Source organism: Duganella aquatilis (assembly GCF_009674565.1).
Classification (GTDB): Bacteria; Pseudomonadota; Gammaproteobacteria; order Burkholderiales; family Burkholderiaceae_D; genus Rugamonas; species Rugamonas aquatilis.
The window spans coordinates 95,536-110,703 of the sequence record NZ_WKJL01000015.1; the positions used below are offsets into that span (position 1 = coordinate 95,536).

Annotated in this window: 10 protein-coding genes; all 10 read right to left on the reverse strand. The window is 64.9% G+C overall.

Annotated elements, in window-relative coordinates; genetic code table 11:
* Window positions 1–29: 29 nt before the first annotated feature.
* Complete coding sequence (locus GJ698_RS19555; protein WP_154359536.1) at window positions 30–1,283, reverse strand: oligosaccharide flippase family protein; 1,254 nt, start codon at window positions 1,281–1,283, stop codon at window positions 30–32.
* Window positions 1,284–1,296: 13 nt separating this feature from the next.
* Window positions 1,297–2,334, reverse strand: coding sequence for a nitroreductase family protein (locus GJ698_RS19560; protein ID WP_166454910.1), 1,038 nt, complete (start codon window positions 2,332–2,334; stop codon window positions 1,297–1,299).
* A 224-nt stretch (window positions 2,335–2,558) separates the two neighbouring features.
* Window positions 2,559–2,948, reverse strand: coding sequence for a RidA family protein (locus tag GJ698_RS19565; protein WP_154359589.1), 390 nt, complete (start codon window positions 2,946–2,948; stop codon window positions 2,559–2,561).
* Window positions 2,948–4,108 (reverse strand): acyl-CoA dehydrogenase family protein, encoded by a 1,161-nt coding sequence (locus tag GJ698_RS19570; RefSeq protein WP_154359538.1) that lies wholly within the window; start codon window positions 4,106–4,108, stop codon window positions 2,948–2,950. Before GJ698_RS19570 ends, GJ698_RS19565 begins: the two co-directional genes overlap by 1 nt.
* Window positions 4,108–4,962, reverse strand: a complete 855-nt coding sequence (locus GJ698_RS19575) for an enoyl-CoA hydratase family protein (RefSeq protein ID WP_154359539.1) — start codon at window positions 4,960–4,962, stop codon at window positions 4,108–4,110. Before GJ698_RS19575 ends, GJ698_RS19570 begins: the two co-directional genes overlap by 1 nt.
* Complete coding sequence (locus GJ698_RS19580; protein ID WP_154359540.1) at window positions 4,959–5,441, reverse strand: MarR family winged helix-turn-helix transcriptional regulator; 483 nt, start codon at window positions 5,439–5,441, stop codon at window positions 4,959–4,961. Before GJ698_RS19580 ends, GJ698_RS19575 begins: the two co-directional genes overlap by 4 nt.
* Window positions 5,431–7,734, reverse strand: coding sequence for a bifunctional salicylyl-CoA 5-hydroxylase/oxidoreductase (locus tag GJ698_RS19585; protein ID WP_154359541.1), 2,304 nt, complete (start codon window positions 7,732–7,734; stop codon window positions 5,431–5,433). The genes GJ698_RS19580 and GJ698_RS19585 overlap by 11 nt, the downstream gene beginning before the upstream one ends.
* 1 nt (window position 7,735) lies before the next feature.
* Window positions 7,736–9,340 carry an AMP-binding protein gene (locus GJ698_RS19590; RefSeq protein ID WP_154359542.1) on the reverse strand — a complete coding sequence of 535 codons (1,605 nt, stop codon included), beginning with the start codon at window positions 9,338–9,340 and terminating at the stop codon, window positions 7,736–7,738.
* 90 nt (window positions 9,341–9,430) lie between these two features.
* Window positions 9,431–10,144 (reverse strand): response regulator, encoded by a 714-nt coding sequence (locus GJ698_RS19595; RefSeq protein WP_154359543.1) that lies wholly within the window; start codon window positions 10,142–10,144, stop codon window positions 9,431–9,433.
* A gap of 80 nt (window positions 10,145–10,224) precedes the next feature.
* A complete protein-coding gene (locus GJ698_RS19600; protein WP_154359544.1) occupies window positions 10,225–15,165 on the reverse strand; it encodes a two-component regulator propeller domain-containing protein in 4,941 nt (1,646 codons plus the stop codon).
* Window positions 15,166–15,168: the final 3 nt, after the last annotated feature.

Consider the following 15,168-nt stretch of genomic DNA (forward strand, 5'->3'; position numbering starts at 1 on the left):
GCCGAAAGCGGCGCACCAGCCAGGCATGGCTAGTGCGCCGCTTCAGCCTTGCGCAACATAAACAGTTCTGGAGCCAGTCGCAGCACTGCGACAAAATAGATCACCAGCCCGATACCGAGCGCACCTGCGACCGCATAGCCCATCCCCCACAGACCGTACGCCGGCACCAACACCCAAGACAGCGCCACAAGGCCGCTGATAATGCCGATCTGCACAAAAGTACGCACGCCGGGTTTATCCAGCGCCACCAGCAGAATACCGAAGCTGGCCGCCAGACAGCGAATAAACACCGCCAGACCAATGCCGCCCCACAATACATTAGCGTCGGCAAACTGCGCCCCCATGAAGCGATCAACCAGATAAGGCATGATCCAGTAAATGCATCCTGCGGCGGCCGCGCCGACGCCGGCCAGCGCCAGAATCATCTGCATGACCGTGCGTGCAGGGTGAGCTTGATGCACCGCCCGCGACAACACCGGAATGCAGACACTGGATGCGACCTGAACGATGGACAGACTCATCTGCAGCACCTTGGCGCCCAACTGGTAGTTACCCAGCGCATGCAAGCCCAACAGATGCCCTACCAGCAGCGTGTCGATCTGACCAAAGGCCGCCGTAATAAAACTGTCGGCGGCATACAGGGTACGTTTGCGCAGCATGCCGGGAGCCGCCCTCAGCGCAGCGACAATGTGACCAGATGCAAAACTCAAGATGGCCGCTTTACGCCGCACCATAAAGACCGTGAAGGCCAAGGCAAACAGGCGCGACGCCAGGAAGGCCATGGTCACCGGTACGATGTGCGGCGCCACAAAGCAGACCGTCCCTACTAGCAGCAGATGGACCAGCGCAGTGACGATAGAGGTCACCGTTTCTTCGTTGTAACGTGTGGTGGCGCGAAAGATAAGCAGGATAAAGTCGGATTGCAGCGCGACAAACGAGGCAAGGCTAAGCCACAGGAATAGCTGCACGTCGGCCAGTGAGACCAGCCCCGACAGATACAAGCCAACTCCGCCGATGGTGTAGCAGACCACTCCCATCGCCACGCGGAACACCAGATAATCGTTCATGATGCCGGCGGCGCCGGGGACATTCACCGACATCTCGCGCAGCGCCGGATTCGAGCAGCCGTAATCGGCCACCAGCCCGATCAGGCTGGCGTACACCATGAACAGCGAGAATTGTCCCAACTCAACCGGCCCCAGCACTTTACCGATCAGCAGAAACACCAGGGTCTGACTCAATATTCTTGCGAGCATTGAGGAGGTTGCAAATATGGTCTTCATCAGAACGACGCCGTTACTTCTTCCAGTTCTTGATGACGCGCGTAACCAGCAGCGGGTCTTTGCGGCTGGAGAACGGCACCACCACCTCTTCCGGAATGTGGCCCACCGCGATCAGCATGATGATGGAGTCCCACGGTTGCAGGCCCACCAGCTCGCGCATCGCCTGCGTCTGGCTGTTGGTTTTGCTCCAGTTCAGGCAGCACGAACCCAGGCCGCGCAGGTGCAGGCCGTAGATCAGCGACATGGCAAACATGCCGCCGTCCATCCAGCCCTGGTTGCGTTCGCCGGCCTGCCAGAAATTGCGCAGGTCCACCGTAACCACCAGCAGCTTGTTGACAGCTTGCGAGAAACCGCGCGCGCCCATCTGCAAATCCAGCGCAGCCTTGATCAATTCCGGATCGGCGATGATATGCACCGCACCCGACTGGCGATTGCAGACCACCGGCGATTTCTGCGCCACGCGCACGGCGGCCTCGATATCGGCGATATCGACTTCGCGGTCGCTGAAGGCGCGCACGCTGTGGCGCTGCATAAAGAACTCTTCCGACACTGGCGCCACCGCATTCATGATCGTCTCGCGCTGGACCAGGCGGGTGCCGCCCATTTGCACATCCGCCTGCGGCGCTGCCGCCAGCATCTTCTGGATTTCCTGCTTGCACGGATAATCCGGATAGTTGCGGCTCTCGTGATAGCGTGCGTAGGTGGCCAGCACTTCGTGCGCCGAGCTCAGGATCGGATGTGTAGGGCCATACAGGCGCTGGTACTTTTGCATGGCCAGAATCAGGTTGGTCAGGTTTTCCTTGCCAAACCCAAGACGCGGCTGCGGCAGCGACAAGCCCTTCTCGATATTGTGATAGGTCGCGGTAATACGGGCCAGCAGGTTTTCCGCCGGCGTGCCGTCCAGCGTGCCTGAAAACTTCAGGTAGCGGGAAAAGTCCTTGACGTACTCGACCAACACTTGCGGCGCGGATTTCGCCAGACGGTACAACAGACGGCGGCGTTTAGGTACGTCGCCGCCACCCAGTATCAGATTAGAAAACGAGTTTTGCATTTGCATGTCTACAAGTCGGAAAGTAGGAGGCCAGGTGCTGGGATGCTGCAGCACAACAACTTCAATCTAGAAGTTGTCATTGATAACTGAATGATAACCGCCACGCAGGCGAATGGGTAGCGAATTCAATTGAACCCGACCAATTCCAGCCGAAAAAAGTGCCCGTTTGGAAAATGACACAGCGCAGCAATTCCCACGTGCAACAAAGTCCCGAGTTCATTGCTTTACGGCACCACCGCTGTCACCTCAATCTCCACCCGCGCGCGGTCTTCGACCAGCGCGGCCACCTGTACCGCCGTCATGGCCGGATAGTGCGCGCCGACGATCTCGCGGTAGGCCACGCCGATGTCCTTGTAGGCGGCCTGGTATTCGTTCTTGTCCACCACGTACCAGGTCATGCGCACGATGTGCTGCGGCCCGGCCTTGGCCTCGGCCAGCACGGCGACGACGTTGAGCAGCGCCTGCCGCACCTGACCGGCAAAGTCGTCGGTGTGGAACACGCCGTCACCATCCCAGCCGATCATGCCGCTGACGCACACCAGGCGGCCGCTGGCGGCCACACCGTTCGAATAGCCGCGCGGTCGCGCCCAGCCTGGTGGTTGCAAGATCTCCATCATGTCTCCTTCAGCAGTTCGCGCGCGATGATCAGTTGCTGGACTTCGGTCGCGCCTTCGTAAATGCGCAGCGCGCGGATTTCGCGGTACAGCGTTTCCACCACCTGCCCGCTGACGACACCCAGGCCGCCGAACATTTGCAGCGCCGCGTCGATGACCTGCTGCGCCGTTTCGGTGGCGTGCAGCTTGGCCATCGCCGCTTCTTTCGTCACATTGCGGCCCTGGTCTCGCTGCCAGGCGGCGCGGTAGGTCAGCAGCGCCGAGGTGTCGATGCCGGTCGCCATGTCGGCCAGCCTGGCCTGCGTCAGCTGGAAATCGGCCAGCACCTGGCCGAACATCTGCCGCTGCGTGGCGCGCTGCAGCGCCTCGTCCAGCGCCCGACGCGCGAAGCCCAGCGCGGCCGCCGCCACCGAAGTACGGAATACGTCCAGCGTCGCCATCGCCACCTTGAAGCCCTGCCCTGCTTCGCCCAGGCGCTTGCCAGCGGGGACGCGGCAGTCGGTGAACTGCAGGCGCGCCAGCGGATGCGGCGCGATGACGTTGATGCGCTCCGCGATCGTCAGGCCAGGCGCATTGGCATCGACGATGAAGGCGCTGATGCCGCGCGCGCCAGGCTGTTCGCCGGTGCGCGCAAACACGACGTAGAAATCGGCGATGCCGCCGTTGGAGATCCAGGTCTTCTCGCCATTCAGCACGTAGTGGTCGCCGTCGCGCACAGCCGCGCACTGCATGGCGGCGACGTCGGAACCGGCCTGCGGTTCGGACAGCGCGAACGCCGCAATCGCCTCGCCGCGCGCCACGCGCGGCAGGTACTCGGCGCGGTTGTCGTCGCTGCCGAACAGGCTGATGGCGCCGGAGCCCAGTCCCTGCATGGCGAACGCAAAATCGGCCAGGCCGTTGTGGCGTGCCAGCGTTTCGCGGATCAGGCAGATGGCGCGCGTGTCGATGCTGTCGCCGGCGCCGCCATATGTCGTGCCGCCGATGGCGTGGCGCAGCCAGCCGCCCTCACCCAGCTGGCGCACCAGCTGGCGGCAGGCCGCGTCCACATCCTCCGCATGATCATGCGCGACGTGCTGCCCGGCCCATGCATCCAGCGCCTGTTCCAGCGCGGCGTGTCGCGGTTCAAAGAACGGCCACGCCAGGTAATTCTTGTCGCTCATCAGTCGCCCTCGAATTGCGGTTTTTGCCTGGCCACGAAGGCGTGATACGCGCGGTGGAAATCGTTGGTGGCCATGCAGATGGCCTGCGCCTGCGCTTCCGCTTCGATGGCTTCGTCCACACCCATATTCCATTCCTGTTGCAGCATTTTCTTGGTCATGCCGTGCGCGAAGGTCGGGCCGTCGGCCAGTCCTTGCGCAAAGCCGCGTGCGGCGGCCAGCAAGGCCTCCGGTTCGTGCACGCTGTTGAAGAAACCCCAGCGCTCGGCCTCCACACCGGACATCGAGCGCCCGGTGTACAACAGCTCCGCAGCGCGCCCCTGTCCGATCACGCGCGGCAGCAGCGAGCAGGCGCCCATGTCGGCGCCGGCCAGGCCCACACGCGTGAACAGGAACGCGGTCTTGCTGCGTGCCGTGCCGAGGCGGATGTCGGACGCCAGCGCGAGAATGGCGCCGGCGCCGGCGCACACGCCGTCCACCGCCGCGATGATCGGTTGCGGGCAGTGGCGCATGGCTTTCACCAGGTCGCCCGTCATGCGCGTGAAGGCCAGCATGCCGGGCATATCGAGCTTGGTCAGCGGGCCGATGATGTCGTGCACGTCGCCGCCGGAGCAGAAGTTTTCGCCCGCGCCGGTGAGCACCACGGCTTTTATATCGTCCGCATATGCCAGGGCGCGGAACAGGTCGCGCAGCTCGGCGTAGGATTCGAACGTCAGCGGATTTTTGCGCTCGGGACGGTCCAGCGTCAGCGTCGCCACGCCATCGCTCACTTCAAACAGGAAGTGGCTGGCCTGGTAACCCGCCAGCGACGTGCGGTTGCCGGGCAGCTGTTGCGGCGCGCCGGGAAGGTATCTCATGGCGCGGTCCTCAGTTTCTGCTTCATGTCGGACAGCAGTTCCAGCAGCTGCGCCTTGTCGGCGCCGGGAATATCCTGCAGCATTTCGGTCAGCCAGCCTTCGTGCACCGCCGCCATGGTGGCGAAGGCCTTGCGGCCCGCCGACGTGAGCTTGACGCTGTAGGCGCGGCCGTCCTTGGGATCGGGCACGCGCACCACCAGCTTCTCCTGCTCCAGCTGGTCGGTGATGCCGGTGACGTTACCGCCCGTGACCATCATGCGCTTGGACAACTCGCCCATGCGCAAGCCTTGCGGATAGCGCTCCAGCTGCGCCATCAGGTCGAAGCGCGGCAGCGTGATGCCGAAGGTGGCGCGCAGGCGGCTGCGGATTTCGTTCTCGATCTTGACGGTGCACGACAGCATCCGCAGCCACAGCTTGAGCGACTGGTGATGGTCGTTCGTCAGCCGGCTGGCGAGGTCCAGTTGTTCTTCATCTTCCATAGTTTTTTTCCATTTGTTGTTTGCCCGCCAGGTACTGCCTTGGCCATGCGATTGCCTTGTAGCCGATGCGTGCCGCTTCCGTCAGCGTCCATGCGGCATTGGCCAGGTGCGGACGGCCCACCGCGCACAGGTCGGCGCGGCCGGCGGCGATGATGCTGTTGGCGTGGTCCGCTTCATAGATCGATCCCACGGCGATGGCGCCGATGCCGGCTTCGTTGCGGATGCGGTCCGCAAACGGTGTCTGGAACATGCGGCCATACACCGGCTTTTCCTTTTTGCTGACCTGCCCCGACGAGCAGTCGATCATGTCCGCGCCGGCGGCCTTGAACAGGCTGGCGATGCGCACCGCGTCGTCCGGCGTGATGCCGCCTTCGACCCAGTCGTGCGCGGAGATGCGCACGCTCATCGGCTTGTGCGCCGGCCACGCGTCGCGCATCGCCGCAAACACGCGCAGCGGATAGCGGCAGCGGTTTTCAAGACTGCCGCCGTATTCGTCGTTGCGCTGGTTGGTCAGCGGCGAGATGAAGGATGACAGCAGGTAGCCGTGTGCGCAGTGCAGTTCCAGCCAGTCGAAGCCTGCTTCGTCGGCGGCCAGCGTGGCGAGCACGAAGTCGGCCAGGATGCGGTCCATGTCTTGCACCGTCATTTCGCGCGCGGTTTGCGAAACGCCTTGCAGGTACTGCTGCGGCGATGCGGAGACCAGCGGCCAGTTGTCCTTGTCCAGCGGCTGGTCGATGCCGTCCCACATGGCGCGCGTGGAGCCTTTGGCGCCGGCGTGGCCCAGTTGCAGCGCAATCGCCGCATCCGTGTTCTGGTGGACGAAGTCGACGATGCGCTTCCAGGCTTGCGTGTGTTCCGGTGCATACATGCCGGGGCAGAATGGCGTGATGCGCGCATCGGCGGAAACGCAGGTCATTTCGGCGAACACCAGCGCGGCGCCGCCCAGCGCGCGTGCGCCGAGGTGCGCCAGGTGGTAGTCGCCGACCACGCCGCCCACCGCGCTGTATTGCGCCATCGGCGAGACCAGGATGCGGTTTTTCAGCGTCAGGCTACGTACCTGGTACGGCGTGAACATGGGCGGCACGGCCGACGGCCAAGCGCCCGCAGCAGGCGACGGCTGCCCGGCCTGAGCGGCGGCGCGCTGCGCAAACCAGCGCTCGTAGTCCGCCACATAGGCCGGGTCGCGCAGGCGCAGGTTTTCGTGCGACAGGCGCTGGCTGCGTGTCAGCATCGAATAGGCAAACTGCGGCGCTTCCATCGCCGTGTAGCGTTCTACGTTTTCAAACCACTCCATCGAATTGCGTGCGGCGTTTTGCAGCTTGAGCACCTCCACCGCGCGCACCGCCTCGTAGGCTTCCAGCGCGGCGGCCATGTCAGGCTGCGCGGCGAAACAGCGCGCCAGTTCGATGGCGTCTTCCAGCGCCAGCTTGGTGCCGGAGCCGATCGAGTAATGCGCGGTGTGGGCGGCGTCGCCCATCAGCACCACCGGCACCGCGCCGTTCCAGTGCACCCAGCGCCCGCAGACGATGCGCGGAAACTTGATCCACATGGCCGAGCCACGCAGGTGCGAGGCGTTCGACATCAGCTTGTGGCCTTCCAGCTGGTCGGCAAACAGGCGCTCGCAGAAAGCGATGGATTCTTCCTGGCTCATGTCCTCCAGCCCAGCCGCGCGCCATACCGCCTCCGGCGTTTCGACAATGAAGGTGGAGGTATCGGCGTCGTACTGGTAGATATGCGCCTGGAACCAGCCGAATTCCGTCTGCTTGAACGCGAAAGTGAAGGCATCGAACTTCTTGCGCGTGCCCAGCCATACAAAGCGGCAATGGCGCTGTTCGATCTGCGGCTGGTAGCTGTCCGCATGACGCGTGCGAATGCGGCTGTTCAAGCCGTCGGCGGCGATGACCAGGTCGGCGTCGTACTGCCGTTCGTCCGCCACATCGGTCTCGAACACCAGCGACACGCCCAGCTCCTCGCAACGATGCTGCAGGATGTTGAGCAGATGCTTGCGGCCGATGCCGCAGAAGCCATGGCCGCCCGACGTCACCTTCTCGCCCTTGAAGAAGACATCGATATCGTCCCAGTGGTTGAACGAGGCTTCGATGGCCTGCGCGGTCTGCGGGTCGGCTTCGGCCAGGTTGCCCAGCGTCTGGTCGGAAAATACCACGCCCCAGCCGAAGGTATCGTAGGGACGGTTGCGCTCCACCACCGTGATCTGGTGCGCGGGATTCTGCTTCTTCATCAGCAGTGCGAAGTACAAGCCTGCGGGACCGCCGCCTATGCATACAATCTTCATGTCATTCATCGCGCAGTTTGAAGCGTTGCAGCTTGCCGGTTTCGGTGCGCGGCAAGGCCTTGAGGAATTTGATCGCACGCGGATATTTGTACGGCGCGATCTGCTCCTTCACAAACTCCTGCAACTGCGCGGTCAGCGCCGGCGACTCGGCATGGCCGGCGCGCAGCACCACGTGCGCTTCGACGATCTGCCCGCGCTCCTCGTCCGCCCTGCCGATCACGCCGCATTCGGCCACGGCGGGATGGCGCAACAGCACGTCCTCCACTTCCGGCCCGGCGATGTTGTAGCCGGCCGAGATAATCATGTCGTCGGTGCGCGAGCGATAATAGAAGTAGCCGTCCGCGTCCATCTCGTAGGCGTCGCCGGTCAGGTTCCAGCCGTTGAGCACATAGTCGCGTTGACGCTCATCGGCCAGGTAGCGGCAGCCGGTCGGGCCTTTCACCGCCAGCCGTCCGGTCACGCCCGCGCCGACCGGATTACCCTGGTGGTCGAGAATGCAGGCCTGGTAGCCCGGCACCGGCTTGCCGGTCGCGCCGGGCCGCACGTTGTCGCCGGCAGCGGAGATAAAGATGTGCAGCAGCTCCGTCGCGCCGATGCCGTCGATCATGGTCAGGCCGGTCGCCTGGCGCCAGCTCTCGCGCGTGGCCAGCGGCAGCGCTTCGCCGGCCGACACGCTTTTCTTCAGGCTGGTGAGGTCGAACTTGTCCGCCAGCGCCGCCATCTGGCGGTAAAACGTGGGGGCAGTAAAACACACGGTGGCGTGGTGCGTCTCTATCGCTTTCAGCAGAGTTTCGGGCGTCAGCTTCTCCAGCAGCACCGCCGTGGCGCCCACGCGCATCGGGAACAGCAGCAGGCCGCCCAGGCCGAAGGTGAACGCCAGCGGCGGCGTGCCGATGAAGATGTCGCTGCGCTGCGATTGCAGCACCGAGCGCGGGAAGCAGTCGCAGATCGCCATCACGTCGCGATGGAAATGCATCGTGCCTTTCGGGATGCCGGTGGTGCCGGAGGTGAAACTGATCAGGCACACGTCGTCGGCCGCCGTATCGACCGCGTCGAAGTGCGCCGACTGGTTTGCCATCTGCGCTTGCAGCGCATCGAAGCACAGGGTGTTGGCGCGCGCGGCGGCAGGCAGTTCGGCCGCATCCAGTTCCGCGCGCAGGCTGTCGGCGCACAGCACCGCATTGACCTGCGCCTTGCTGGCAATGGCGCCCAGTTCGCGCGCGCGCAGCAGCGGCATGGTCGGCACGGCGATCAGGCCGGCCTTGAACACCGCCAGGATACAGGCCGCCATCAAGGGGCAGTTGGCGCCGCGCAGCAGCACGCGATTGCCGGTCTCCAGCCGCATCGGACCGCGCAGCACGTTGGCGATGCGGTCGACCTGCTGCTGCAACTGCGCGTAGGTCCACGCTTCCTGCGCGCCGCGAATCGCGATGCGTTCGGGATGGACGCGGGCGCCGTCATCCAGCAGCAACGCCGCGCAGTTGAGGCGCGGCGGATACTGAAGCTCGGGGAGGTCGAAGCGCAATTCCGGCCACCATTCCGCCGGCGGCAGATGGTCGCGCGCGAAATGGTCGGCGTAGGCGCTGGCTGCGAGAGGTTGGTTCATGGTCGCCCTGAAATCGGAAGTCGTAGGTATCCACTACATCGCAGATACTTTAAGCTTAAACTATCCCGACATCAAGTGATATAAATAGTATTAGACGCCGTCCTGGCGAACCAGGCCCGCCTGGTGGATCACCGCGCGCACCACATCCGCCAGCACCGCCTGCACTTCCTCGTTCGACAAGCGGTCCGGCGCGAAGCTCTTCAGTTCCGCCGCCGCGCCGTGCAGGCCCAGCGTGACGCAGCCGGCGTGCAGGCGCTCGATGCGGGTCCGCGCATCCTGCTGGTCGCCCTTGGCCAGCGCCGTTTCCAGATCGGTGGCGGCAGCCGTCAGCTGGTTCTGGAAGCCGCTGAGGTAGACCAGCAGCCGTTCGGCGTTGATGCCCAGCCGGCGCAAGGTGTCGGCCGGCGCTTCGGCCAGATGTTCGTAGCCGCTGGCCGCCTGATCGAGGAAATCCACCAGGTGCACGCGCACCTGCTCCGCCTGGAACGGCTTGACGATATAGCCGGCGGCGCCGGCCTTGGTGGCCTCCTGCACGGTGTCCTTGTCGTTGGCCGAGGTGACCAGTACGAACGGCATGCTGTTCAGCTCCGCGTGCGCTTTCACCCGCTGCAACAGCTCGATGCCCGACAGGCGCGGCATGCGCAGGTCGCAGAAGCAGATGGCAGGACGCAAACCGTCTTCCAACTGCTGCCACGCATCGGCGCCGTCCTCCGCTTCGACAATATCAAAACTGCCGCAGCTGTCGATCAGGTGCATCAACACCATTCGCGAGACGACATCATCGTCCACTACCAGAACTTTCATGCGGCTCCCTATGTCGTGTAGTAACGATATTACATCAATCACCGATTCTTGCAACCGTCCAGGACAGAGAAAGATGCACCTTACAGCGTGCTAGTCGCGCGGGCCCTTTCCAGCAGGCGGCGCAAGTGCGGCATGGCCGATTCCACCTGCGCCCAGTTGCCGTGGTCCGCCTCCAGTTCAAGGTCGCCGCACAGCGCCTGCAGCTCCTGTTCTTCCAGGTAGCCGGCGCTGCCCTTCATGCCGTGCAGCAGACGGCTGGCGGTTTCGCTGTCGCGTTCCGTCAGCGCCTGTTCCAGGTCCGCCAGCCGCAGCGGCGCATCCTGGTGGAAGGCGCTGCGCAGCCGCGCTTTCAGGTCGCTGGCGCCGCCGCTGTGCTGCGTCAGGCGCGAGGTTTCCAGCGCGGCCGGCGCCACGCCGAACATCGAATCCAGTTCCGGCGTGCCGGTCGCCGGATTGCGGCGCGGCTGCATGCGCGGCAACTGGAAGCCGCGCTGCAACTGACGCTCAATCGCGCGGCTTAACTGAAAGTGCAACTTGTCTTCGTCGATCGGCTTGGTGAGGAAATCGTCCATGCCGGAGGCCAGGTAGCGGCTGCGGTCTTCCTCGCTGGCGTTGGCGGTCAGCGCGATGATCATCAGCTCCTGGTCGCGCACCGGCGCGAATTCCGGGCCGCCGGAGCGGATCAGCCGCGTGGCGCTGGCGCCGTCCATTTCCGGCATGCGGCCGTCCATCAGTATCAGGTCATAGCGCGTCAGCGAGCAGGCCTTGACCGCCAGCGCGCCGTTGGCGGCGATGTCCACCTTGTGGCCCAGGTCTTCCAGCATCATGCGGATGATGATCTGGTTGGTCGGGAAGTCTTCCGCGCACAGCACTTTCAGCTGATGGCTGTGCGGCTCGCGCGGCACCTGCGGCACCAGCGGCGGCGCCACGCCGTTCGGCAGCGGCAGTTCGAACAGGAAAGTGCTGCCCTCGCCCGGCGTGCTGACGGCATTGATGCTGCCGCCCATCAGCTCCACCAGCTGGCGGCAGATCGCCAGTCCCAGGCCGGTGCCGCCGTAGCGGCGCGTGGTCGAGGCGTCGGCCTGTTCGAACTGCTGGAACAGGCGCGGGATCGCATCGGCCTCGATGCCGATGCCGGTGTCGGAAACACTGAAGCGGATGCGATTGTCGCCAAGATCATCGCTGCTGTCATCCGGCACGCGCTCGACGCGCATCGTCACCATCCCCTGGCGCGTGAACTTGAAGGCGTTGCCGACCAGGTTGACCAGCACCTGCCGCAAGCGGGTCGGATCGCCCACCACGAACTGCGGCAGGCCGTCGTCGAACTCCATGCGGAAGCCGACGCTGTGCGCGGCCGCCTGTTCCTCGAACAGGCTGACCACATTCTCCACCGCCGACGACAGCGAGAAGTCGATGTTCTCGATGGTCAGCTTGCCCGCCTCGATCTTCGAGAAGTCCAGCAGGTCGTTGATGATGGACAGCAGAGACTGCGCATTGGCCTGGCCGCGCAGGATCTGCTCGCGCGTGCCCTCCGCCAGGTTGGTGTCGCGCAGCGCGAAGCCCAGCATGCCGATCACACCGGCCAGCGGCGTGCGCATCTCGTGGCTCATATTGGCCAGGAATTCGGACTTCTGCCGGGTGGCGTCTTCCGCCTTTTGCTTGGCGTAGCGCAGGCGTTCCTCGTTGTCCTGCAAGGCGCGGTTGGCCAGCGCCAGCTCCTCGGTGTGCAGCCGCACCTGACGTTCCTGCGCCATCAGCTGGTCGCGCGTGTGGCGCAGCGTTTGCAGCGTTTCCTCCAGCTGCTGGTAAGCGCGCGCGTTTTCCAGGCCGGCGGCGGCATGCGACGCCAGCGTTTGCAGCATGTCCATGTGGATGCGCTGGTAACTGTTGCGCTCCGTGCTCTGCACGCTGAGCAGGCCGACCACCTTGTCGCCGACGATCAGCGGCACGTACAGCATCGAATGTGCCGCCTCCGAACTCACGCCGTCCTCGCGCACGCACGGCGCCAGCGACGCCAGGCCGGATTCGTCCATGTAGTCGCGGTACTCTTTCTGGAAATCGTTGATGAAGATCGGCTTGCGCTGGGTCAGGCACCACACCGCCAGCTGGTTCGGCTGGTCCAGCCGGCGCTGGTACGGCAAGGTGCGCACGCCGCCCTCGATGGCGAACGGGAAGTCGATCACGCCCAGCTCCTCGCGCACGAAACCGATGCCGAAGATCGGCGCGTTCATCAGGTGGTTGACGTGGCGGTACAGCGTCTGCATGGTGGTTTCCATGTCCAGCGAGGCGCTCATCTCGCGTCCCAGCTCGCTCAGCACGGAGATGTTGCGGTGGGCCTGCTCCACTTCTTCCTTTTGCCGCTCGGTGTCGATGCGGCGCTGCTCGGCCTCGGCGCGCTGCGCCTCCGCTTCCAGGCGGCGGCGTTCCAGTTCGTGCTTCTGCTGTTGCAGCTGCTGGTTCTTGTGTTCCACTTCCGCCGTGCGCGATCCCACCAGGTGTTCGAGCCGCGCCTGTTGATGGCGCAGGCTGCGCACGCGCGCGTGATAGACGGCGTAGGCCGCACCCAGCGCCGCCAGCACCAGCAGCGTGCGGAACCACCAGGTCTTCCAGAACGGCGGCCGGATGGTGATCTCCAGCGTGGCGGCGTTGTCGTTCCAGATGCCGTCCTTGTTGGCCGCCTTCACGCGGAACAGGTACTTGCCGGGATCCAGATTGGTGTAGGTGGCGAAACGCTTGGTGGCGTCGGTGACCACCCAGTCCTCGTCGAAGCCTTGCAGCTGATAGGCGAAGCGGTTGCGCTGCGGCGCCGCGTAGTGCAGCGCCGCGAACTCCAGCGAGAACACGGAATCGGCTTCCAGCAGCGTCAATGCGCTGGTGTGTTCGATGGCGGTCTTCAGCACGTCTGGATGCTCGCCCTGGCCCGGCTTGAGCGACTTGTTAAAGATCTGGAAATCGGTGATCGCCACCGTCGGCGCCACGCTGTTTTCGCGCACCTCGCCCGGCGTGAACGCGGTGATGCCGTTGAAGCCGCCGAAGTACAGCGTGCCATCCGGCGTGCGCAGCGCCGCGCCGTCGAAGTAGGCGCCCTCGATGGTGCCGTCGGCGCCGCTGTAGTTGCGCACCAGGCCTGTTTCCACATTCAGGCGTGACAGGCCGCTGTTGGTGCTCAGCCAGAGATTGCCGGCGTCGTCCGGCAGGATGGAGGCGATGGCGTCGTCGGCGATGCCGTCCTTGCGCACGTAGCGGCGGAACTTCACGCTGCCGTCCGCCGCCACCTCCATCCGGTTCAGGCCCGCCGCGGTGCCGACCCAGATGGTGCCGCGTGCGTCCTGGTACAGGTAGTGCACCTCGTCGTGACTGAGGCTGAACGGGTCGGCGGGATCGCGGCGGAAGTGGCGGAACTTGCCGGTCTTGCGGTCCAGCAGATCGAGGCCATTGAAGGTGCCGACCCACAGCTGGCCGCTGCGGTCTTCCAGGATCGGCCGCACCACGTTGTCGGACAGGCTGCCGATGTCGGACGGATCGTGGCGGAAGGTGCGCACTTCCATGGTCTGCGGGTCGAGCCGGTGCAGGCCGCCGCGCGAGGCGATCCACAGGATGCCGCTGCGGTCCTGCACGATGTTGCGGATGGTGTCGCTGGCCGGATCGCCGCGCACGAAGGACAGCGCGCGGATCGCGCCGGTGGCCAGGTTCAGATGATTGACACCGGCCGGGCCGCCGAGCCACAGATTGCCGTTCTTCTCGCGCCACAGCGAAGTGACCTGGTCATCGCTGATGCTGTTGGCCTGCTTGGGATCGTGGCGCCATACCTTGCTTTCGCCGGTGACCGGATCGTACAGATTCAGGCCGCCGCTGCTGCCCAGCCACAGCTTGCCGTGGCCATCCGGGACAATCGCGCGCACCTTGTTGTCCGACAGCGGGTTGGCCTGCTCCGACTGGCGCACGATGCGGGCAAAGCCGCCGCTGCCCATGTCGACCCGGCTGACGCCATCGTTCCAGGTGCCGACCCAGAAGGTGCCGACGCGGTCGCGGAACAGCGCCGAGACCTGGTTGTCCGCCACGCTATGCGTATCGCCGACCTGGTGGCGGTACTGCACCAGCCGTTCTTCCGACGGCAGCCAGCGGAACAGGCCATCGGCCAGCGAACCGACCCACAGATTGGCCTCGCCGTCTTCATACAGCGCGGTGATGCTGACGCCCGGCTGCAATCCCTCGCGCGCGCCCAGGCGACGGCGCTGCGGCTCCTTGCCCAGCAGGCGCCATTGTTCCAGGCCGCCCTGGGTGCCGACCCACAGCGTCTGCGCGCTATCCACCTGCAACGCCACCACCGAATTGAATTTGCTGTCGCCGCCGGCGTCGATGGTGTAGTGCTGGAACCGGGCGCCGCCCGGCGGCAGCATGTCCAGGCCCGACGCGGTGCCGACCCACAGGCGGCCGGCCGCGTCGCGCGCCAGCGCCGCCACGTGATCGTTGGACAGGCTGCCGGCATCGGCCGGATCGTGGTGCCAGGTGGTGAAGCGCTTGCTGGCCGGGTCGAAGTGATGCAGGCCGTCGGCGCTGGCGATCCACAGGCCGCCCAGGCCATCGTCGGCGATCGCCCGCACGTGGCGGTTGCCGTTGCCGCGCTGCGCCGACTCGCGCGGCAGGAAGTGGGTGAAGGTCTTGCTGGCCGAGTCGTAGCGATCCAGGCCGCCGTCGGTGCCGATCCATAGCTGGCCGGAACGGTCCAGGTGCAGCACGCGCACCCAGTTGTCCACCAGGCTATTCGGATCGGACACCGCGCTCTTGTAGGTGATGGTGCGGTAGCCGTCGAAGCGCGTCAGGCCGGCCTGGGTGCCGAGCCACATGAAACCCTGGCGATCCTGGGCGATGGCCAGCACGGTTTCCTGCGCCAGGCCGTGTTCCACGCTGAGCTGCTCGAAACGCAGGGTGCGCGGCGGCGCGCCGGCCCATGCCGTGGCTTCCCACAGCAGCAAGGCCGGCAACAGCAGCCAATAGCAGAAGCGTTTAAAACAGCGCATGCG